Origin of the sequence: Rhizorhabdus dicambivorans, assembly GCF_002355275.1 — a bacterium.
Taxonomy (GTDB): Bacteria; Pseudomonadota; Alphaproteobacteria; order Sphingomonadales; family Sphingomonadaceae; genus Rhizorhabdus; species Rhizorhabdus dicambivorans.
Genome location: NZ_CP023450.1, coordinates 103,910 through 122,986 on the forward strand (window position 1 = coordinate 103,910; position 19,077 = coordinate 122,986).

A 19,077-nucleotide genomic window follows, 5' to 3' on the forward strand; every position below is an offset into this window, starting at 1 on the left:
CACTACGCCGATTCGATGGTGCCGCCGCGACGAGCGGCGCGCTCCAAGTTGCGACTGTTGCGCATGACGCGACGCTGTCGGAAGGGAGATGCCATCGTCCCCCAAGCCGTTCCGGCGAAGGCACCCACGCCGGCAGCCGCGCCCCCGGCTATTCCCGTCGCGATGGCCGGAGCCTGGAAGAAGAAGATCGTCCCCAAAAATATGTACGCTGCAAACAGGACAGCACCGAAAGCCGTATCCACGACGCCTTCAGATGCTGCTGTTGCAGCCGCTCCGAGGTCTGTGATTAGGGTCGTGATGGCTATGATTACAGCAAGGAGAACGATATAGTTGAATACTTGGCCCAGCCAGCCGTGGAAAAAACGCCTCGTTGGCTCGAAAAGAGCTAGGGCGATGAAGATGGGGCCAAGCGCGATAATGATCGCCAACGCAACTTTGGCAAATATGGTGATAGCGAATCCAACCGCTGCCGAGAGCCCAACTAATGCCTTCAGCCCCAGGCTCAGCGCATAGAGGACCAGTTTATATGGGTTAATGTCGCTGTAGGTTGCGGCTTCAGTCTCTATCCGCGCAACTATAGCATCACTTTGAGTGTAATAGTCGTCGAATGCCTCTCCTACTGTGTCGATCGTCTTACCGGCGAGAGCTTGGGAGATCGCATCGGGCATTCCGTGGAAGAGCGGCGTCGTGATCCAATCGGAATAGGCGACCGTCGTCGCAGCAACATACAGCAGGCAGAGCTTCACCATCCGATAGAATAGCTCACCCCATGGTTCGCTGATGATGCCCCGCATCACCATGTAGCCGAACAGGGCGATGTAGATAACCAGCCCGACAGCGAGCGGACCACGGACAACCTCTACGACGTTTTGGAGACGCTCGTTGAGGAAAAGATCAAGCTTCCCATCAACGTTCGCGTAAAGTGAATTGAACATGTCCGTGGCCATGCGAGGCTCCAGGGCGCTGGATTATTTCGAAAGCGACCGCATCTTGTTGTCGAGGATCCGGAGGCTTTCAGCGTTGGAACACTCCTGTTCGTTGGGATGTGATCCGTCGGCACAGGCCTTGACGAGTCCTCTGAGCTCTTCCGGGTGAGAGGTTAGATAGTCCTTCCCGCGCGGTGCCCGCTCGCATCCTGCGAGCATTCCCGCTGCGGCAAACCCAAGCAGCAAAGCTCTCGCGGTCATTGCGACAAGCTTTCTAGCTTCGTCGCCAGTATCGCTTCGCTTTCGCGCTGTGATCGCAACTGGACGTCTGCTTCTTGCCGCATTCGCAGCGCCTGCAATTGCAAGGCGTCGTTCTGGATATGGGCATTCTCGACCCCTACCCTCGCCTGGATATCCATGACCTGCTTGGCGTCCGAAGCGGTATCCAGCGAGGTTCTCAGCTCTTCGAGGCCGGCGGTACGCTGGGCCGACACGCCATAGGCCGCCTCCGCGATCGCGGCGTCGCGCGCTGCGAGGTCGCCGTTCCGCAAGAGGTTATCGCGGGACGCGCGCTCATACGCCGACGCACCTGGCCGCAATTCCGGCAAAGCGATGCGGTTGGCGTCCCGGATACGGGTCGCGGAGCTCCCGAGCGAACCCAGGCTGGCATTGTCCGACGACATCAGCCGACTGATGTCACGGGCCTCCCGCGGCAGAAGATGGCGCATGGCATCGGTGGAAAGAGATGATGCGATGCCGTTGACGTCGGTGACCTGGTTGAAGCTGCCATAGAGCTGCTTCGCTTCTGCGATCTGCTCCTTCCCCTGATCGATCATCGACAGGGTGTTTTTCACCGTGGCCAGCGCCTGCAGATAACCGGAGCTGTCGTAGACGGGGATGCCTTGCGCAACTGCAGGCCCCGCCATTCCTAGGGCGATGGCGCCAAGTGCTGCGTATATGCCCTTACCCATAGCTCATCCTTTCCTGATCGATGCAGACCGACGCTGCTGGTGAAAAAGAGGCAGCCATTTCGCCGGGTCGTCGCCGACATCAGCGCGAATGGCATCGAGGAGCGTCACGGTTTCCGTGGTGCCCGAGAGCACCGCGAGCTCGTCGGAGAGGCCGCCCAGGTCCAGTTCCACCACGATCGAGTCATGACCCTGCTTGATGAGGAAGCGGCGAGACTCGGGGTTCAGGTCGTGACGGACGAGCTTGAATTCCGCCTGGGTCAGGCCCAGCCCGTCGATATAATCCGTTTCACGCCCATAGGGGTTGGGCAGCAGGATCTTGGTCGCGACCTGCTCCATGATACTGTGTGAGATATCCGAGCGCAGCGCATCGGCCGGGCTCTGCGTGCCGAAAACCAAGAAGGCGTTCTGCTTGCGGTAGGTCTTCAGGCCATCCTGGGCAAAGGCGCGGAAAGCGTCATCACCCAGCGCCTTCCAGAACTCATCGATGTCGATCACCAGTCGGCGGCCATCCAGAAGGCCGTCGATGCGATGGAACATGTACATCATGATCGGCGTGCGAACTTCCGGATTGTCGAGGAAGTCGGTCATGTCGAAGCCGAGGAACGGCGCATCGAGCGACAAAGCATCGATCTCGTTGTCGAACACCCAACCCAGCGATCCGCCCCGCGACCATTTCTCAAGTCGAGCGCCGATGCCTTCCGGGTCGCGCTGGCCGAGCAGCTGGCGCAGGGCCAGAATGGATCGGTTCTCCGGTGCGAGCCGCCCGAGCGACGCCAAGCCTTCGTCGATCATACGCTCCTGGGTGACGCCCAGCGGGCCGCCCGGCGGCGTCACCAGCTGCCGGATCAGACGACCGAGAAAGACGAGGTTGCGCGGTCCATATTCGAGCGCCCGCAGCGGCGCGAAGCCGGTTGGCTCCCCGTTCTTCAGCGTCAGATAGATCCCGCCAACAGACCGCACGTAGATCTCGGCGCCGCGATCCTTGTCGATGAAGATCTGCTGCGCGCCCGTCTTCTCGAGCTGCGCCATCAGGAAGTTCTGAACGACCGTTTTGCCCGCGCCCGAGGGACCGATAATGAGCGTGTGGCCGAGATCCCCGACATGGAAGTTGAAATAGTAGGGCGATTGCGCGGCCGTCTTCATCAGCGCGATCGCCGGACCCCAATGATTTCCGCTCGGCCGGCCCGCGGGATAGGTATGGAAGGGTGCCAATGCGGCGAAATTCCGCGATGTGATTGCCGCCGGCCGCGCCCGCCACGCGAAGTTACCGGGAAGCTGAGCCCAGAAGGCTGCTTCGAGCGCCGGACCTTCCCTCGCCGACACCAGACCAGCGTCCGCGAGCGCCGCCCGCGCGGCCGACAGATTATCGGCGAGCCGCCTCTGGCTCTCGGCAAACACCCCAAGCGAGAAGTGATGTTCGCCCAGCACGAACCGATTGCTTTGAAGATCGTCGGCGGCGTCTTCAAGGTCGAGCGCCTGGCTTGCTGCCGCGTCCTCGGTCGAGGCCATCTGGTTCTGTCGCCGGCGCAGCCTTTCGGCCGCGCGCGCCTTCCCCATGAAGGTGAAGGATTGCGACACGACGAACGCGAAATCCTGGCCGAGCAGAGCGTTCATCTGACCGGGACGGGTGAGCGCAGGATATTCCCGGATGCCGAAAATCCCCAGCCAGCGGCTCGCATCATGGGCGCGGATCTCGACCGTCTCGCGTCCGAAGATCACCCGCTCGCCGTAGAGTGCGGATCCAAGATGGCCTCGGACCAGCGGCACCTTGGCCTTGGCGCCCATCATGACTTGCTCGAGCACTTCGAGCGGCCTGGAGAATAGGAGGCCATTTTGCTCATAGAGGCCGAGCCGTGCGGGGCTGCACCGCCGGAGGAGCTTTTCGATATCGCGCGCCTTCTCCTCGAAGCGGGCCAGTTCGTCAGGGTCGATTTCTTCATCGGCCGCCCTGGCCTTGGCGATGCGCTTGAGGAGAAGCCCCGTCCGATCGGCCGAGCCGACCGCCGGCCGCATGATCAGCGTCAGATAGTGCTCGTTGACGAACATGCGCTTGGCAGTCACCCGCGCGCGATATTTTTCGTCCAGTTCGGCCGCGAAGTCCGAGCGGAATTGGCCTTCGGGATAGTCATCGACCGGGCGGCGAACGATGTGGGTCCAGAGCGCGAGCCGGTCGTCGGCAATGTTGCGCCAGGTGCCGTTGAGCTTCTCATGCCAGTCGTTGAGGTGGATCGGATCCGCGGTTTCGAAGGCGAGCCCCTCGAGGCGGAACATCATCATGAGGTCGCCGCTATCGAGCGCGATCACCTCCGACGTCACGTGGCGCGCATAGGGCAGATAGCGCCCAGGCTCGGCCTCTTGCCGCAATATGCGCCACGGCGTCTTGCGGGGCGGGAGCTGGGCAGCCGCGCTAGCCACGCGCAAAGCCCTTGCGTTTCAGCCCGGCGACCGGGAGCGGCGAATAGGAACTGCCGCCCCACCAGACGCGGTTCCGGTTGCGCGCCTTGGTCATGGTCCAGAGGGACAGCAGCCGGAAGGCGTTGGCATCATGCCGCACGATGAGCCGTGCAACAGCAAGACAGGCGCCTCCGATGGCGCCGGCATAGAGCGGGTTGCCGCTGACGATCAAAGTGAGACAGGCGGCAAGCGCGATCGGCAACGAGGCTTCGAGCGGCACGCCGAGCCACATCGTCGGGCGCGTGACCGCGAGAAACAACGTCTCCTCGCGCAGCCGCTCGTCCAGCGCGGCGCTCTCCTTCACGCGCCACCCGTGATGGTGTCGACGATCCACTGCGCGCTGAAGACGATGAAGATGCCAACAATGACCGTCACCAGAAGGCCGAGGCTGGCGCGCCCGGTGAAAAACATGAACCCGACGATCACGACCGCGATCACCGCGATGGTCTTGGCGAAGGTCCCGGTGAGCCAGGTCTTGATGTTCTCCGCCATGGACGTGATGCCGTCGGCACCTTGCGCGTGCGCAGGATCGCTCAGCAGTATCGAGACAAGCAGCGCCAATGCCATCACGCCGATGATGCGCAGCAGAAGTCGCGCCCATTGTGGCCGTCCGCCCAGGTGGGCGGTGATTGCTGTCATGGATGCTGTCCTTTCTGAGATGCGGCCCCGTCGCCGAACACCATGAGCGAGGCCTGGCTCGCCCTCGCCGCTGTTTTCCACCCGGCTGCGGCCGGGGGCGAAACAGGGGTATCGGGTGGCGGAGCGAAGGCCGGAGCCGCTGGGGCAACGACCGAGTTTCTGGTTGCCGGCGCCGTACTCCGGATCAACGGAATGACGGCCGACGCGCTGGCATAGACCCTGGCGACATAGCCGTTGCGAAAGCCGCGCTGCCGGTCGCCGGTATTGTACAGCGACAGGGCGGTCGCGATCGCGTGATCGCGGCTCGGGGCAAGGCGCGCGACCGCCTGGTAGTTGGTCGCTAGGACACGCGCGGCGGCGGCTAGGTTGGAGCAGGGCTCGAATGCATTTTCCACCGAAAGCCCCAGCCAGCCGAGATTGGCGCTGTTGATCTGCCCCAGGCCGAGATCGATGTTGTAGCCTCGACCAATCAGGCTGCGCGCCGCAGCGATTGCCTGCGCCTTGGTCGCGGGCTTTGGCGCGCGCACGCCGGGACTATTGACCCCGATTGCGAGACTGTTGAACCGGCTCTCCGTGTGGACGATCGAAATGAGCGTCTCAGGCGCCACCGTCGGTGCGCAAGCTCCTGCAAGCGAAAGAAGGGTGGCGACATCGAGGATCATCGGCGGCCGCCGTCCAAACGCTCGATGCCGGCCAGCGAGAAGGTCTGGCTGCGGCCGTCGTTGAACGTGATGACCACCCGGCGGCGAGTTGTGGAATCGCGATCATAGACCTTCGTGCGGGCGACGCCGCCGCTACAGCCGGGAAAGGCGCCGCCGGTGGCCAAGCGTTGCCATAGCTTGGTCATCGGCGACACGCATTGCGCGTATTGGGTCGCGCCACCGGGATTGGAAAGACACAGGAGAACCTGGCAGCCCAGGTCATTCGCCGCTGCCGGTGCGCTTGGAAGGGCTGTGGCGAGGGCGAGCATCGCCATGCCGAATATTGCACGTTGCATCGGGTCTTCCCCCGCGAGAGACAGCTCCCGCGTCGGGAAATGCCGTCAGCTATCCGTTGGATTTCACCTCTCTTTTGTTCCGACCGCGCTCGATTTCGGCAATCCCCCTAGCCGGGGGGGGAGTTGATCGGTTTGCTGCCGCAGGAATTCGGACAGAGCGCCTTCCTGGTCGGGCCGGAGAGCATCGATTGCGGCGAGATGGTCTGGCGGATCGCCGCCGAGCAGGATGGACGGGCACTGCCCGTCATAATTGCCGAGATTGGGGCGGTGCTGCTGGTAGCCGACCAGCGCGGCAAGCTCGGGATCGAATGCGCTGGCCACCTCGGGCGGATAGGTCAGCCACTGGTTCTCATAGGGCTTCAGCCAGCCGAGGCAGTAGCTGACGATGATGCCTCGGCGCACCGCGTTTGAACGATTCGCGCCGGCGCCATGGAGGGTCGATCCCAGGAATATGATCGCCGATCCCGGATCCGCTTCGATGGCGACCGGCTCCGCGCCGTCGTCGCCCTGCCCGCCATTGTGGCTCCCCGGCCAGACCAGCGTCGCCCCATTTTCGGCCTTGAACGGCGAAATCGGCCACATGACGTTGACGAGATATTCGAGCTCGCCGGTCGGACCGCGCCACATGTCCTGATCCCGGTGCGGAAATTGCGCTGGCGCCCCCGGGTGCAGCTCGAGCGCTTGCGTGAGGTTGAGCTGGACCGTGTCGCACCAGGGCTCGAGGATAGCGTGGACGAGGCGCATGACGGCAGGGTTTTGGACAAGACTTTCAACCGTCGGCGCGCGCTTCAGCAGGCCACCGAAGCGTTTTGTCCGAGGGCCGTAGAATCCGCCCTGGCAGAAAGGCGTGGCGGCAAAACGCGGATGGAGGGATCGATTGATCTCCTCGATGCGTGACCGAGACTCGACATCCCGCAGGATGCAGAAGCCGTGCTGCCGCAGATTTTCGTCGGCTTTGGTCGCGGCGGAGACGCCGCGCGGTGCGATCGTGGCCATGATCGCCCTCCTCATGCTGCGGCGGGAAGATCGGCAAGGCCGACAGGGCGGAAAATGCCGCTCGCGCGCAGCTGCTCGCGCGTTCGGTCGTCCACATCGATTTGCAAGGCGACGAGACTTCGCCCTTGCTCGGACGTGGGAAGACCCAATGGTCGGCAAGTCCAGCCGAAACCCAGGATCTGCTGGAACCACGGCCACTCGGCGACCCCGGTGAAGCTGTGGATCTGGTTGGCGAGGGCATATTCGACGAGCGCGGTGACCAGCTGATTGCGCAGCTCGAGACGCTCCCGGGCGCGCAATTTTCGCGCAAGGCAAAAGCGGGTGATTTCCAGGATAGCACTGCCGCGCGGCGGCGCTTCCTCGCAAAGATCCGGGAAGATCGTGCCGAGAATATGCTCGTGCGTGGTCGGCAGAAGCCGTGCGGATGCCCGGTGTTCCCCGTCGTCCCCGGTAACAACGATGTAGACGGCGCGATCATTGTCGAACTGATCGATCTCGTAGCGACCGGCGATGACCGGAACGTCCCAGCGAAGAAGATCGACGAAGACCCGCTTGCGCTCCTCGAACATGGAGCGAAACAGGCGGTGTTCCATGGCTTGCGAAAAGCCGGTCCCGATGTGCATGACAGCCTCCTTTTGGTGAGGCCTGTCAGTCGATCAGAGGCGGCTTTTTTGCGTTATCCCCAGTTCTGGGGAGATCATCGGCCGAACACATCGGCAAAGCTGATTTGCCCTTCGAACAAGGCGCGAATGGCGAGGAGGGTGCGCTTGGTGACGCCATAGCGGTCGCGCGCATCCTTCACATGCTGGATCACCGTTTCCTGGCCGATGCCGAGGATCTGGCTGATCTCCCAATCGGTCTTGCCCCGCGCGACCAGCGCCACGCATTCGGCCTGCCTTTCGGTCAGGCTCGGGCATTCGGATTGCGGCGCGTGGATCCGGGAAATCTTGCGTGCCGCTTCGAACGCGAAGCTGCCGACGAGCTGCACGAACGGCAGCTGCCGATGGTCGAGCATCTCGCCCGCCGCCATCGCGAAGGAACAGGATCCATTGAGCTCGCCAGGAATATGGGCCGGAACGGTGAAGCCGTCGCCCAGCCCGGCCTCGTAGGCTTCTGCCAGGATCGAGCGATCGGCGGCCGTCAGAGAGATGATCGACTGAACCGCCGACCAGGCAAAGCCCACATTGGTGCGATGGCTGGCGCGGTGGATCGGGTCGCTCGCATAGAGGCGTCTCGCCTGGAAGCGCTCCACCCAGTCTTGCGGATAGTCGACGATGTGGACCGAGCGAACCGCAGGCTTCAGGTCGACATGATGGACCAGGGCATAGTGCCGAAAGCCCATGGCCTTCGTGATTTCGGCCATCAGGTCAGACAAGGCCGTAGTGTCCTTGATCGCGCCAGCGACAGCGCAGAAATCCTGAACTTGCCCAAGCCCGATCATCATATGGCCGGCGAGATCAGAGCAGCGCTTCCATGTTGAGATGACCATCGCGAACCGCGCGCAGCACCAGCTGCGTGCGTCGTCGCACGCCATAACGCCTGCGGGCCGATTCAACATATTCGTGCACGGTGTCGCGGCTGAGGCCGAGGATCTGGCCGATCTCCCAGTCGCTTTTGCCTTGCGCGACGAGCGCGATGCATTCGACCTGGCGAGGGCTGAGAGGGACGCAGGCCAATGGCCCTGCCCTTTCGCCAAGCAGCTCGCGCGCCCGATCATAAGCGACCGAGCCGAGCAGACGGGCGGTCAGAACCTCTTCTGCACTCAGCGGCTCGTCGCGTGATCGGGCCGCAGTGAAGATCGCCTCGGGCTCGCCCGGAGTCCGGATCGGCAAACTGTAGCCCGATGCAAGGTCATGATCCCGGGCGCGGTCAAGGATGCCTCGCTGGCGCGGCGTGAGCTCCAGCACGTCGCCGACACGGTCCCAGGCCAGTCCAGAGGGCGTACGTGCGCAGGCCGCATGAATGGGATCTTCGATATAGTGGCGTTCTTCTAGAACTTCCTCGAGCCAGGCCGACGGATAGGTTGTGAGGAACAGGCTTTGCTCGTCGCCGCGCCGAAGGTCGATATTGTGAAGCAGCGTGAACCAGCGGAAGCCAAGATCGCGCACGGCGGCATCGATCGTGCCATGCAGATCGCCAAGGGTTTCAGCACGCTGACAGTCCGTCGCAAAGCGCGTGAGATCATCAAGGCGGCCGCAGTCTTTTATCCTGTTCGCCATAGGCGACGGAAGCTCGTTCGCGAGGAGACGGCTCGTCCACACCTAAGCGGCGAGCGCCATGATTATCAGGATGAGTTGAGAACGATTCGCAACAATCTACGATTAGAATGGATCGCCTATGACACTTTATCCGCCGGCAAAGTGTCATAGCTGACAACCCGTCTGCGGCCGCCGATTTGGGATTCACATTGATCCTGCTTTGTGCTTGATTCCATCATGTTATGTTTCATGCAGGCAAGCCTCTTGAACCCTCCATTGGCTGTGATGTCGCGGCCGTGCTCGAGACGCTGGCGACCGTATCGAGCCGGCCCCGTTATGCCTTCATGCTGCTCAACCTGATCGCCCAGGTGGCGGGGCCAGATGGAAGCGCCGGTCCCTGGGTCAGGCGGAACGATGGGCTCGTTTCCCTGCGCGATTGGCTATGCGACGCATTGACCCCGATGGCCCAGCGTGGTCCGCGCAGCATTACGCTGGCCGAGCGGGTCGAGAGCGACCTCGCTAGAAACGGACTGCTCCCCGGCGATCCGGAGAAAAGGCGCGGCGTGATCGCGGAGGAAATGCGGGCACGCATTCGCACAGCCGGCAAGAGTAATCTCAGTCGCGCCGTTTCCGAACTGGTGAATGCAGGCCTGCTCCGCCGACATTATCAGGGCTATCGCGTCGACCATCGGAACCGTGGCGGCCAGCGCCACGCCGTCTATACCTTGATCGGCGATGCTCTGCGTCTAGTGCCGGGCATCAGCTCCACACCGAATCTGCCCGTGCAAGGCGAACTTGCCCTCCCAAGATGATTGCGCAGTCGAACCGGGATTGCTGCAGTAGTGTGCTGTGAGGTCGGGTAACGATGTCCGAATAATAAGGCCAGTCAGAACGTCAGCATTGACCTTGCCGGCAATTACATCAGCCATTCCCGTCAAGGATCGCCATGGCCTTCTTCGACGCGAATGGATTGTCAGATTCGGAATGAAGCCGGGCACGCGAGCCATATAATCGCGGTAAACCTCGCCGAAGTTGGCTAGCGCCTCCTTTTCCTCATGCCGAGCCAGCCGAATATACATCACGACGAGCACCGGAAACATAGCAAGGGTCAAAAGGGTCGGCCATTGTAGCAAAAAGCCGAGCATGACGAGAATGAAGCCGACATATTGCGGGTGCCGGATCCGGGCATAAATCCCAGTAAGGGCCAATTGGTGTTTGCGCTGACTCAAGTGAAGGGCCGTCCATGCAACCGAGATCAGCCAGTAACCCACGCCGATCAGCACAAAGCTGGCGATGTGGAATGGACCGTAATGGGGATTAACTCGCCAGCCGAACATCATCTCCAGGAGATGTCCAGCATCGTGGCTCCACCAGTCGACAGCGGGGAAATACGACTGGAGCCACCCCGAAAGCACGAAGATCGTGAGCGGGAAGCCATACATTTCCGCGAAGAGCGCTATGATGAAAGCGCTGAACGCCCCCAAACTGCGCCAGTCTCGTTTAGTTGCCGGCTTGAAGAAGCTGAACGCAAAGAGGATGAAAACGGCGGCGTTAACCAGCGCGAGCCCCCACAGACCATAGCCATAGTCGGCGTGCGTCATCGCGACTCTCCTTCGATGCGGCCGTTGGGATTGGCCGGTAAGCCGGCGGGTGCCTGACCGGGCTCATGGCCATGCTGATGCCCACCATGGCCGCGGTGCATGAACAGGTGCATGAGCGGGCAGGCGAGCAGGATGAGATAGGGCAGCACACCCAGGAAGTGCGCGGTATGCTCGGTGAGGAGGAAGAAGCTAGCGACGAGCAGGAAGCCGATCAGAACGATCTTGCCGCGCTTGCGCATGCGATGGTCATGTTCGCCCATATGCCGTCCTCTTCTGGTCAACGTCCGGGCAGCATAGGCTCGAGTCCAAGGAGCAAGGTATAAGTAGAGACCGAAGTCCCCCGGGCATCGCGCAGGCATGGGTAAGGCGATCGATGGGATCGGCCATCGGCGTTCGGGCGACGCAGCTGTCGGGGAGCAGCAGTCGTGCTGCGGATTTTGCGTATAGGCGTGCGGCGTCCGCGAACCAATGCTGCGCTCACGAACATAATCGTGAGAGGCAGGCCCGCGTCCATGCAAAAGAGAAAGAAACGGCACCATTCCCGCGTGACCATCTTCGAGCGTGAAGCAAGGATCGATCTGGCCAAGCGCCCGGCCGATGGTCTCGGCGTTGCCTTTCTCGGCGCATCGGGAACGGTCACAGGGTCGCGTTATCTGGTGGACGATGGTGAAACTCAGATCGTGGTCGATTCCGGCCTGTTTCAGGGACCCAGGGATCTGCGCCGCCTTAATTGGGCATCGATCCCACCCGAAGTCGCGGATGTCGGCCAGGTGCTGCTGACCCACGCCCATCTCGATCACTCGGGCGCACTACCGCGCATGGCGCGCCTGGGCTGGGACGGGACCGTCCTTGCCACGCGGGCGACCGCGGCCCTGTGCGAGCTCCTTCTTCCCGACAGCGGCCATCTGCAGGAAAAGGATGCGGAGTTCGCCAACCAGCACGGCTTCTCCAGGCACCAGCCGGCGCTGCCCCTCTACACCCAGGCCGACGCGCGTCTGGCATTGCAGCTCTTCCGCCCGATCGAGTTCGGAGCGTGGCATGCAGTCACGGACGGCATCAGGGTGCGCTACCATCGCGCCGGCCACATCCTCGGCGCGGCGTCGATCGAGATCGACTGGAAGGGGCGGACAATCCTCTTCTCAGGCGACATCGGCCGTTACGGCGATGCGGTGATGAAGGATCCCGAGCCGCCCGCGCGCGCCGACTATGTCCTAGTGGAATCGACCTATGGCGATCGGCGCCACGAGCAGGTCGATCCGACAAAGACGCTTGGAGATCATGTCGAACGATGCGTCGAGAGAGGCGGGACGGTGGTGATTCCGGCCTTCGCCGTGGGACGGGTTCAGTCGCTTCTCTATCATTTCTCGCGTCTGCGCGCGCAGGGACGCCTCCGCGACATCCCGATCTTCCTCGACAGCCCGATGGCGATCAACGCGAGCGGGCTGATGTGCGATTTCATGGACGAGCATCGCCTGGCCCGCGCCGAGTGCGAAGCGGCGTGCAGCGTCGCGCACTATGTGCGCGAAGTGGAGGAATCCAAGGAACTCACCGCCAACCCCGCTCCCAAGGTCATCATCTCGGCCAGTGGAATGGCAACGGGCGGCCGCGTGCTCCACCATCTCAAGCGCTTCGCGCCGGATGGGAAGAACCTCATCCTCTTCTCAGGCTTCCAGGCGGCGGGCACCCGCGGCGCCGCCATGATCGGGGGCGCCCGGACGATCAAGATCCACGGCGAGTATATCCCGGTCGAAGCCGATGTCGCCAACCTGACGATGCTTTCGGCGCATGCCGACAGCGACGAGCTCATGCGCTGGCTCGGGTCGCTGCAAGAGCCCCCGCGCCATGTCTATGTCACGCATGGCGAGCCGACCGGCGCCCAGGTCCTGGCGAAGCGTGTCTCGGAGGATCTGGGCTGGGCATGCAGCGTACCGGCGCTGGGTAGCTGGGGCATGCTCGCGTGAAGCCCGGGATCATCGAGGACGCCGAAGTAGAGCCTGTCGCGACGACGCTGCGGGCACACCGCCTCGGCCTGTCGGCTGCCGGAGGTGATCTGATCGCGGTCATGCGCCAAGACTGTCCCGTCTGCCGCTCGGAAGGTCTCGCGTCGCGCGCGCAGGTCGCGCTGCACGCCGGCGGGCGGGAAATCGTCGTCTCGCTGCTGCACAGTTCCGCGGAGGCTCCAGCGCCCGGCGAGATCGGCCTGTCCGAATCCGCATGGCGGCTGCTCGGCGTCAGCGAGGGCGATCCGGTCGAGATCGCGCACGCCCAGCCTCTCGCCTCGCTCGCCGAAGTGCGTCGGCGCATCTATGGCAATCGTCTCAGTGAAGGGGCTTTTTCAGCGATCATGACCGACATCGCCGAGCGACGCTATAGCGATGTCCATCTCTCGGCGTTCATCACGGCATGCTCAGCGGTCCCGCTCGATACGGACGAAACGATCAGCCTGACCAGGGCGATGGTCGATGTCGGCGAGCGATTGCAGTGGTCCGGAGCGGTCATCGTCGACAAGCATAGCGTCGGTGGATTGCCGGGCAATCGCACCACGCCGATCATCGTCTCGATCATGGCCGCGGAGGGCCTGATCATGCCCAAGACATCGTCGCGGGCGATCACCTCGCCGGCCGGCACGGCGGACACGATGGAGGTGCTTGCACCTGTCGACCTCGACGTTTCCGCCATCCGCAAGGTGGTCGAGCGCGAAGGCGGCTGCATCGCCTGGGGCGGCGCCGTCAATCTCAGCCCGGCCGACGATGTGATCATCGGCGTTGAACGAGTGCTCGATATCGATGCCGTAGGGCAGATGGTCGCCTCGGTGCTGTCCAAGAAAATCGCGGCCGGTGCGACCCATCTGGTCATCGATATCCCGGTCGGGCCGACCGCCAAGGTACGCGGAACCGATGCCGCCGATACGCTCGAGCGCGCGCTGAGCTCGGTCGCCCAAGCCTTCGGGCTTCGCACGCGCGTGATGCGCGGCCCCGGCGCGGAGCCGATCGGACGGGGCATCGGCCCGGCGCTCGAGGCGCAGGATATCCTTGCCGTCCTCCAGGGGCAGCCGGGCGCCGAGGATCTCGCCCACCGGGCCTGCGAGCTGGCGGGAGGACTGCTTGAGCTCGCTGACGCGGCCCCGGCCGGCGAAGGCTATGCGCGTGCGCGGGCGTGTCTCGAAAGCGGCGGGGCCTGGGCCAAGTTCCAACGTATCTGCGAAGCGCAGGGCGGCATGCGGGCTCCACCGGTCGCCCGGTTTCAGCAGGATATGATCGCTCCCTATAGCGGCCGCCTGGTGAGTATCGACAATCGCAAGCTCGCGACGGTCGCGAAGCTCGCCGGCGCGCCGGTGGCCAAGGCCGCTGGCGTCGCACTGCAGTGTCGGCTGAACCAGATGGTGGATGCCGGGGCTCCCTTGTGTAGCATTCATGCCGAGAGCCCGGGCGAGCTCGACTATGCGGCGGCCTATGCCGTGAGCGACGGGCCGATCTTCGGGATTGAAGCGCTATGAACCGTCCCGTCCTGTTCGCGCTGCCTGGCAGCGAGGCCCTGGCACAGCCGCTATCCGCCGCGCTCGATGCAGAGGTCGGCACGATCGAGCATCGTCAGTTTCCTGACGGGGAAACCTATCTCAGGGTCGGAAACGACGTCAGCGACCGCGAGGTCATCCTGCTGTCCAGTCTCGATCATCCGGACGCCAAGCTGTTGCCGCTGCTGTTCGCAGCCGACACCGCGCGCGATCTTGGCGCTCGCAGGATCGGGCTCGTCGCCCCTTACCTCGCTTACATGCGCCAGGACATACGCTTCCATGCCGGCGAGGCGGTGACGTCGCGAACCTTTGCTGCGATCCTGTCTCGCCATCTCGACTGGCTGGTGACGGTCGATCCGCATCTCCATCGCTACCATGAATTGTCGGAAATCTACCGCATCCCAACCCAGGTTGTTCATGCCGCGCCGTTTTTGGCCTCGTGGATCAAGCGCAATGTCGCTCGCCCGCTGATCATCGGTCCGGACCTGGAAAGCGAACAGTGGGTCTCGCAGGTGGCGGCCGATGCCGATGCTCCGTTTCTCGTGTGCGAGAAAATCCGATCCGGCGACCGTCACGTCACCATCTCGATTCCGAATGCCCCAGCGTTTCTCGATCGCCAGCCGGTGCTGGTCGACGATATCGCCTCATCCGGTCGGACCCTCACCGAGGCGGCGCGCCAACTGGTCGGCATGGGGTTCGCGCGACCGGATTGCGTGGTCGTGCATCCGCTTTTTGCCGGCGATGCAGCGCAGGTTCTGGGTGGGCTTGTCGAAAGGATCGTCAGCACGAACGCGGTTGCACATGCGTCGAATGATATAGACGTCATGCCAGCGATCGCGGAGGCCGTTCGCCACCGGATTGAATGGCGTGCTGCGCGTCAGTTCTAAGACGGAAATGAACGCCCGGCAAACGCTGTGCGCGTCCTCATCCATTGACCCTAAACGAGTCCGAACCAATCTCCTGAGATCTCCCTTTCGGAGAAAATCGCGGCAGGGAAGGAGGATATGTCGTGTCGCACACACGCTCGTTCATCGATCCCCTCGACGTTGCTGGGCACCTGAAGCTTGAGCCCGAAGTAAAGCGCGCCACCCTGCTATCCTGGGCGTCCGATCGCGCAGCCGTCAAGGGCCAACCCGCCCCCTCGCCCGCCGGGCGCCAGTAACCCGCTGCCGGTCGACGATGTGATGGAAGCGTAGCGATGGCTCGATCGCGCCGAGGGCGGCGCGGGCAACTCGCATGCATCGTCCGGAGCAGAGACCCGGCAATGAGCCGCAGCGACCGCGGCATTGGTGTGAGCGGAGTAGCCGAACCCTCACAGTTTCGCTGTCCTTCGCCGTTTTGCCTCGCCAAATTTTTACTCTTGACCTGGGACCATAGTCCAACGTGCAGAGAAGTATCCCTTGAAGCGCTGCCCTCGCGGCACTGCGTATTGATCGATCTCGGGGGCTATGGGGAACAAGCGCGTCGTGCATATCGTCGATGACGAAGAGACAATACGAAAAGCACTAAGTTTCACGTTGCGGACCGCAGGGTTTGCCGTAGAAGCCTACGCTTGTCAACGCCGGGATAAAAACGGGCCAGGCACCGGTTTAAAATGGGGCCAGTTGGTTTGAACAAAAAGCCCCAAGGTTGAGGCTGGGCAGCATCGGCAGCGGGGAAGCGGCTGGAGCGGAGCGGAAGCCGATTTCCCGCTGCCGATGGCCGCCCGTTCTTAGGTCATTTATCCTCCCCCTTGTCCTTCTGGCGCTTGCGGCTGCTGGCGAGACGGAAGCTGTCACCATTCATCTCGAGAATGTGGACGTGGTGTGTCAGCCGGTCGAGCAGGGCGCCGGTCAGGCGTTCGGAGCCGAACACCGATGTCCATTCATCGAAGGGCAGATTGCTGGTGATCAGCGTGCTGCCGCGTTCATAGCGCTGGCTGAGTACCTCGAACAGCAACTCGCCGCCCACGGCGGTGAATGGTACATATCCCAACTCGTCGAGGATCAGCAGCTTTACAGATGCCAGATGCTTTTGCAGGCTGCGCAAGCGACGCTCGTCGCGAGCCTCCATCAGGTCATGGACCAACGCCGCGGCCGTTGTGAAGGCCACGCTGTGCCCTTTCTGGCACGCAGCCAGTCCTAGCGCGAGGGCGGTGTGGGTCTTACCGGTGCCGCTGGGGCCCAGCGCAATGACATTACGCCGCCGCTCGATCCATTCACCGCGCGCCAGTTCCAGAACCAAGGCCTTGTTCAGTGATGGCTGGGCTGCAAAGTCGAAGGTGTCAAAGCTCTTGGTGTGCGGGAAGCGAGCCATGCGGATACGGCGCTCCACCATCCGGCGCTCGCGATCAATCCGTTCAAGTTCGCACAGGCGCAGCAGATAGCGGGGGTAATCGGCCCGATCCTGCGCGGCCTCGAAGGCGACCTTCTCATACTCGCGCACAAAGGTGGGCAGCTTGAGCGCTTTGAGATGGTTGGCCAGTAGTACAGCGGGCGGCACGCTGGTGGGTTCGGCCTCGATGGCTGGCAGCGGCATCATGGGATCACTCATGCTGCCACTCCCGTCGCTGGAGTGCCTGCCTGCGAGAGCAGGCCCATGTAGGTGCGCGGATCGGTACGCCCGACATTCGCGCGCGGCAAATGCGGGTAAAATTGCAGATCGAGGCGCGGCACACGCTGTTCGAGGCGGGCCAGCGCGATCATCTTGATCGCATCGAAGCTGATTGCCCCCATCTCCAGCGCGCGGGCCACTGCCCATTCCACCAGGGACTGCTCGAAGCGTTCGCATAGCCGCAGCACCTGGATGAACTCGCGCCGTCCCTCTTTGCCGCTGCGCGCCTCCATCAGTCGTCGGATGCGATGCATCGGTTCAGCCAGCACCCAGCCATCGAGCGGCGCTGCCTGATCAAGCGCGCGGGGTTTCTGTTCTAACAGCGCCAGATAGTGCAGCGGGTTGGCAATGAAGTCCTCCCGCTCATAGCTGCGCGGATGCACTGCGATCAGCTCCCCGCCACAGATGATCGCAACCCGATCGACATAGCCTTTGATTACGACCTCCTGGTGGGCATAGGCCGTCGGCACCGAATAATCATTGGTACGATAGCGCACCAGCGACATCGACGAGGCCCGCCCCGTCACCATATGGCAGGGATCGAACGGCACCGCCGGTAGCGGCATAAAGGCCGCCAGATCAGCCACCAGCCTGTCACCGATGCTGCGCTCATGCCCGCGCAAGATGGCCTGTCGTCGCTCCATGCATTGTTCGACAAAGCGCGCGTTCAGCGCATCAAAGCTGGGCGCCTCTGGCCTCGGCACCATGAAGTGGCGCCGGGAATAACCGACCAGCCCCTCGACCTTGCCCTTGTCGTTACCCTTGCCGGGGCGCCCGAATTTGTCTTCGAACAGGTAATGGCTCTGGAGGGTCGAGAACATCCGGCTGCGCTCGCGCTTCCCGTCGCCCAGGATCTGCGCCACTGCCAGCTTGGTGTTGTCATACAGGATCGACTGCGGGATGCCGCCGAAGAAGGCAAAGGCCGCCACGTGCCCTTCGCAAAATGCCTCAGCCACCTCGGCAGGATAGGCTTTAACGAACGGCGCATCGCTGTGCGGCAGGTCCATGCAGAAATAGTGGAACCGCACCAACTTGCCGTCGATGATCCCGTCCGCCTCACCAAAATCCACCTGCGCATGCCCCGGCTTGTGGCTCAATGGTATGAACACCTCGCGGCTGCGCAACTTGGCGCCCGCCACATAGTCGCGAACAATGGTGATGCCGCCGGTGAAGCCATGTTCATCGCGCAGACGCTCGAAAATACGCGCGGCAGTGTGTCGCTGTTTGATGTGAACCTTGCGGTCATCCACCAGGATTTGGTCAATGATGTCGGTAAATCCGGACAGCTTGCGGCTGTAGGTTTGCCCGCTCCGGCCGTGCGCTGCTGGCTCTGGAAAGCACAGCATCTTGTCGACGGTCTTGCGATTGATCCCAAAATACCGGGCGGCAGCGCGACGGCTCATCCCGTCAATCAGCACGGCGCGGCGGACCTTCTGATAAAGCTCCACTCTCTTCATCCTCCACCTCCGCCCAAAAACGGAGGTCTAGCAGGACTGGCCCCTTTTTAATCCGGTGAGACTGGCCGATCCGTGGCCCCTTTTATTCCCGGTGTTCTCACCCGTGTTCGAAAGGGGGATTGTCCGTTGGAAATGAACCCAAATAGCTGAGAAGCGCACCTTTCTCCCACGTTCCAGGCTGTGAGGACTGAAACTTCCACCATGGGCAATCCTGCCCATGGAATGGAGGTAAGAATGCGTTCTCTGTCCGCTTTGAAATCCGTCACGGGAGCCGCTGCGCTGGCGGTTGCTGCGATTGCAGCCCCCGTGCTGGCCGCGCCGTCCTATCAAGAGGTCGAATGCACCGGCTCCGCCAAGCTGGTGGAGCATTCATTCATGGGGAGCAAGGAACAGGGCGGGACCATGCCGCTCCGCTTTACCGCCCGACTGTGGAACACTCGCAATGCCGTGACGATCATGCCGTCCGGCTTCGCGATTCTGCCTGCTGGCGAATATGCGTTACCGCCGGGTCTGGAGTCGCTGAGCGTCCCGTTCACAGACGATCAGGGCGTCAAGCGGACGCTTCGCTTTGCAATCACGGATACCGAGTTCAAAGGCTACGCCGTCCTTCGCGAGGTGCAGCCCAATGAGAGCGGCGGTGCAAAAGTCGGCCACGGTAGCGGCGGAATAAACCAGCCGCGGGCGGAGTAAAATCCGGCCACCTATTTCCTTTCTGCAATGACGGCAGGAGGG

Annotated in this window: 20 protein-coding genes and 2 pseudogenes; 6 read left to right on the forward strand and 16 right to left on the reverse strand. The window is 62.7% G+C overall.

Annotated features, from left to right (window positions below):
• Positions 1-2: 2 nt before the first annotated feature.
• The 12 genes from CMV14_RS24200 to CMV14_RS24250 all read right to left on the reverse strand — a co-directional run bounded on the left by CMV14_RS24200 (position 3) and on the right by CMV14_RS24250 (position 9,202).
• Entirely contained in the window at positions 3-947 is a 945-nt protein-coding gene (locus CMV14_RS24200; protein ID WP_013039067.1) for a TrbL/VirB6 family protein, read from the reverse strand.
• Positions 948-968: 21 nt separating this feature from the next.
• Complete coding sequence (locus tag CMV14_RS27660; RefSeq protein WP_150132838.1) at positions 969-1,187, reverse strand: EexN family lipoprotein; 219 nt, start codon at positions 1,185-1,187, stop codon at positions 969-971.
• Positions 1,184-1,897 (reverse strand): TrbJ/VirB5 family protein, encoded by a 714-nt coding sequence (locus CMV14_RS24205; RefSeq protein WP_007683402.1) that lies wholly within the window; start codon positions 1,895-1,897, stop codon positions 1,184-1,186. Before CMV14_RS24205 ends, CMV14_RS27660 begins: the two co-directional genes overlap by 4 nt.
• 3 nt (positions 1,898-1,900) lie before the next feature.
• Complete coding sequence (locus CMV14_RS24210) at positions 1,901-4,318, reverse strand: VirB4 family type IV secretion/conjugal transfer ATPase (protein ID WP_013039068.1); 2,418 nt, start codon at positions 4,316-4,318, stop codon at positions 1,901-1,903.
• On the reverse strand, positions 4,305-4,655 hold the full coding sequence (locus CMV14_RS24215) for a VirB3 family type IV secretion system protein (protein ID WP_044663235.1): 351 nt from the start codon (positions 4,653-4,655) through the stop codon (positions 4,305-4,307). The genes CMV14_RS24210 and CMV14_RS24215 overlap by 14 nt, the downstream gene beginning before the upstream one ends.
• Positions 4,652-4,990: a TrbC/VirB2 family protein gene (locus CMV14_RS24220; protein WP_013039070.1), complete on the reverse strand. Its 339-nt coding sequence runs from the start codon at positions 4,988-4,990 to the stop codon at positions 4,652-4,654. Before CMV14_RS24220 ends, CMV14_RS24215 begins: the two co-directional genes overlap by 4 nt.
• Complete coding sequence (locus CMV14_RS24225) at positions 4,987-5,652, reverse strand: lytic transglycosylase domain-containing protein (RefSeq protein WP_021224381.1); 666 nt, start codon at positions 5,650-5,652, stop codon at positions 4,987-4,989. Before CMV14_RS24225 ends, CMV14_RS24220 begins: the two co-directional genes overlap by 4 nt.
• Positions 5,649-5,987: a hypothetical protein gene (locus tag CMV14_RS24230; RefSeq protein ID WP_009823965.1), complete on the reverse strand. Its 339-nt coding sequence runs from the start codon at positions 5,985-5,987 to the stop codon at positions 5,649-5,651. Before CMV14_RS24230 ends, CMV14_RS24225 begins: the two co-directional genes overlap by 4 nt.
• Before the next feature lie 63 nt (positions 5,988-6,050).
• Entirely contained in the window at positions 6,051-6,983 is a 933-nt protein-coding gene (locus CMV14_RS24235; RefSeq protein WP_013039073.1) for a phytanoyl-CoA dioxygenase family protein, read from the reverse strand.
• 11 nt (positions 6,984-6,994) lie between these two features.
• Complete coding sequence (locus CMV14_RS24240; protein WP_007683387.1) at positions 6,995-7,606, reverse strand: acyl-homoserine-lactone synthase; 612 nt, start codon at positions 7,604-7,606, stop codon at positions 6,995-6,997.
• 74 nt (positions 7,607-7,680) lie between these two features.
• Entirely contained in the window at positions 7,681-8,358 is a 678-nt protein-coding gene (locus CMV14_RS24245; protein ID WP_229742691.1) for a LuxR family transcriptional regulator, read from the reverse strand.
• 82 nt (positions 8,359-8,440) lie between these two features.
• Positions 8,441-9,202, reverse strand: coding sequence for a helix-turn-helix transcriptional regulator (locus tag CMV14_RS24250; protein ID WP_013849920.1), 762 nt, complete (start codon positions 9,200-9,202; stop codon positions 8,441-8,443).
• Positions 9,203-9,423: 221 nt separating this feature from the next.
• Here CMV14_RS24250 and CMV14_RS24255 point away from each other — a divergent pair, with 221 nt between their 5' ends.
• A complete protein-coding gene (locus CMV14_RS24255) occupies positions 9,424-9,993 on the forward strand; it encodes a hypothetical protein (RefSeq protein WP_013039076.1) in 570 nt (189 codons plus the stop codon).
• 117 nt (positions 9,994-10,110) lie between these two features.
• Here CMV14_RS24255 and CMV14_RS24260 read toward each other — a convergent pair.
• Both CMV14_RS24260 and CMV14_RS24265 read right to left on the reverse strand, forming a co-directional pair.
• Positions 10,111-10,782: pseudogene (locus CMV14_RS24260) on the reverse strand (methyltransferase family protein); the annotation flags it as partial.
• Complete coding sequence (locus tag CMV14_RS24265) at positions 10,779-11,042, reverse strand: DUF2933 domain-containing protein (RefSeq protein WP_007683380.1); 264 nt, start codon at positions 11,040-11,042, stop codon at positions 10,779-10,781. The gene CMV14_RS24265 and the pseudogene CMV14_RS24260, both read right to left, overlap by 4 nt.
• 252 nt (positions 11,043-11,294) lie before the next feature.
• Here CMV14_RS24265 and CMV14_RS24270 point away from each other — a divergent pair, with 252 nt between their 5' ends.
• The 4 genes and pseudogenes from CMV14_RS24270 to fixJ form a co-directional block, all read left to right on the forward strand.
• The gene (locus tag CMV14_RS24270) at positions 11,295-12,743 is read left to right on the forward strand and encodes an MBL fold metallo-hydrolase RNA specificity domain-containing protein (RefSeq protein WP_031304554.1); all 1,449 of its coding nucleotides are present in this window, start codon (positions 11,295-11,297) and stop codon (positions 12,741-12,743) included.
• Positions 12,740-14,278 carry a thymidine phosphorylase family protein gene (locus tag CMV14_RS24275; RefSeq protein ID WP_044663231.1) on the forward strand — a complete coding sequence of 513 codons (1,539 nt, stop codon included), beginning with the start codon at positions 12,740-12,742 and terminating at the stop codon, positions 14,276-14,278. Before CMV14_RS24270 ends, CMV14_RS24275 begins: the two co-directional genes overlap by 4 nt.
• Positions 14,275-15,183 (forward strand): ribose-phosphate pyrophosphokinase, encoded by a 909-nt coding sequence (locus CMV14_RS24280; protein WP_004212748.1) that lies wholly within the window; start codon positions 14,275-14,277, stop codon positions 15,181-15,183. The genes CMV14_RS24275 and CMV14_RS24280 overlap by 4 nt, the downstream gene beginning before the upstream one ends.
• Before the next feature lie 561 nt (positions 15,184-15,744).
• Positions 15,745-15,849, forward strand: a pseudogene (gene fixJ, locus CMV14_RS27270) (DNA-binding response regulator); the annotation flags it as partial.
• A 163-nt stretch (positions 15,850-16,012) separates the two neighbouring features.
• Here fixJ and istB read toward each other — a convergent pair.
• Positions 16,013-16,813 carry an IS21-like element helper ATPase IstB gene (gene istB, locus CMV14_RS24295; protein WP_066970386.1) on the reverse strand — a complete coding sequence of 267 codons (801 nt, stop codon included), beginning with the start codon at positions 16,811-16,813 and terminating at the stop codon, positions 16,013-16,015.
• A gap of 11 nt (positions 16,814-16,824) precedes the next feature.
• Entirely contained in the window at positions 16,825-18,345 is a 1,521-nt protein-coding gene (gene istA, locus CMV14_RS24300; protein WP_096367681.1) for an IS21 family transposase, read from the reverse strand.
• Positions 18,346-18,579: 234 nt separating this feature from the next.
• Between istA and CMV14_RS24305 the strand changes: the two genes are divergently transcribed.
• Positions 18,580-19,035, forward strand: coding sequence for a hypothetical protein (locus CMV14_RS24305; protein WP_153046171.1), 456 nt, complete (start codon positions 18,580-18,582; stop codon positions 19,033-19,035).
• Positions 19,036-19,077 lie beyond the last annotated feature (42 nt).

Coding starts and splice junctions, on each gene's coding strand:
- istA (WP_096367681.1), bottom strand. CDS start 18,345: ATGAAGAGAGTGGAGCTTTATCAGAAGGTCCGCCGCGCCGTGCTGATT.
- CMV14_RS24250 (WP_013849920.1), bottom strand. CDS start 9,202: ATGGCGAACAGGATAAAAGACTGCGGCCGCCTTGATGATCTCACGCGC.
- CMV14_RS24255 (WP_013039076.1), top strand. CDS start 9,424: ATGTTTCATGCAGGCAAGCCTCTTGAACCCTCCATTGGCTGTGATGTC.
- CMV14_RS27660 (WP_150132838.1), bottom strand. CDS start 1,187: ATGACCGCGAGAGCTTTGCTGCTTGGGTTTGCCGCAGCGGGAATGCTC.
- CMV14_RS24225 (WP_021224381.1), bottom strand. CDS start 5,652: ATGATCCTCGATGTCGCCACCCTTCTTTCGCTTGCAGGAGCTTGCGCA.
- CMV14_RS24265 (WP_007683380.1), bottom strand. CDS start 11,042: ATGGGCGAACATGACCATCGCATGCGCAAGCGCGGCAAGATCGTTCTG.
- CMV14_RS24240 (WP_007683387.1), bottom strand. CDS start 7,606: ATGCACATCGGGACCGGCTTTTCGCAAGCCATGGAACACCGCCTGTTT.
- istB (WP_066970386.1), bottom strand. CDS start 16,813: ATGCCGCTGCCAGCCATCGAGGCCGAACCCACCAGCGTGCCGCCCGCT.
- CMV14_RS24280 (WP_004212748.1), top strand. CDS start 14,275: ATGAACCGTCCCGTCCTGTTCGCGCTGCCTGGCAGCGAGGCCCTGGCA.
- CMV14_RS24230 (WP_009823965.1), bottom strand. CDS start 5,987: ATGCAACGTGCAATATTCGGCATGGCGATGCTCGCCCTCGCCACAGCC.
- CMV14_RS24205 (WP_007683402.1), bottom strand. CDS start 1,897: ATGGGTAAGGGCATATACGCAGCACTTGGCGCCATCGCCCTAGGAATG.
- CMV14_RS24200 (WP_013039067.1), bottom strand. CDS start 947: ATGGCCACGGACATGTTCAATTCACTTTACGCGAACGTTGATGGGAAG.
- CMV14_RS24270 (WP_031304554.1), top strand. CDS start 11,295: ATGCAAAAGAGAAAGAAACGGCACCATTCCCGCGTGACCATCTTCGAG.
- CMV14_RS24220 (WP_013039070.1), bottom strand. CDS start 4,990: ATGACAGCAATCACCGCCCACCTGGGCGGACGGCCACAATGGGCGCGA.
- CMV14_RS24235 (WP_013039073.1), bottom strand. CDS start 6,983: ATGGCCACGATCGCACCGCGCGGCGTCTCCGCCGCGACCAAAGCCGAC.
- CMV14_RS24305 (WP_153046171.1), top strand. CDS start 18,580: ATGCGTTCTCTGTCCGCTTTGAAATCCGTCACGGGAGCCGCTGCGCTG.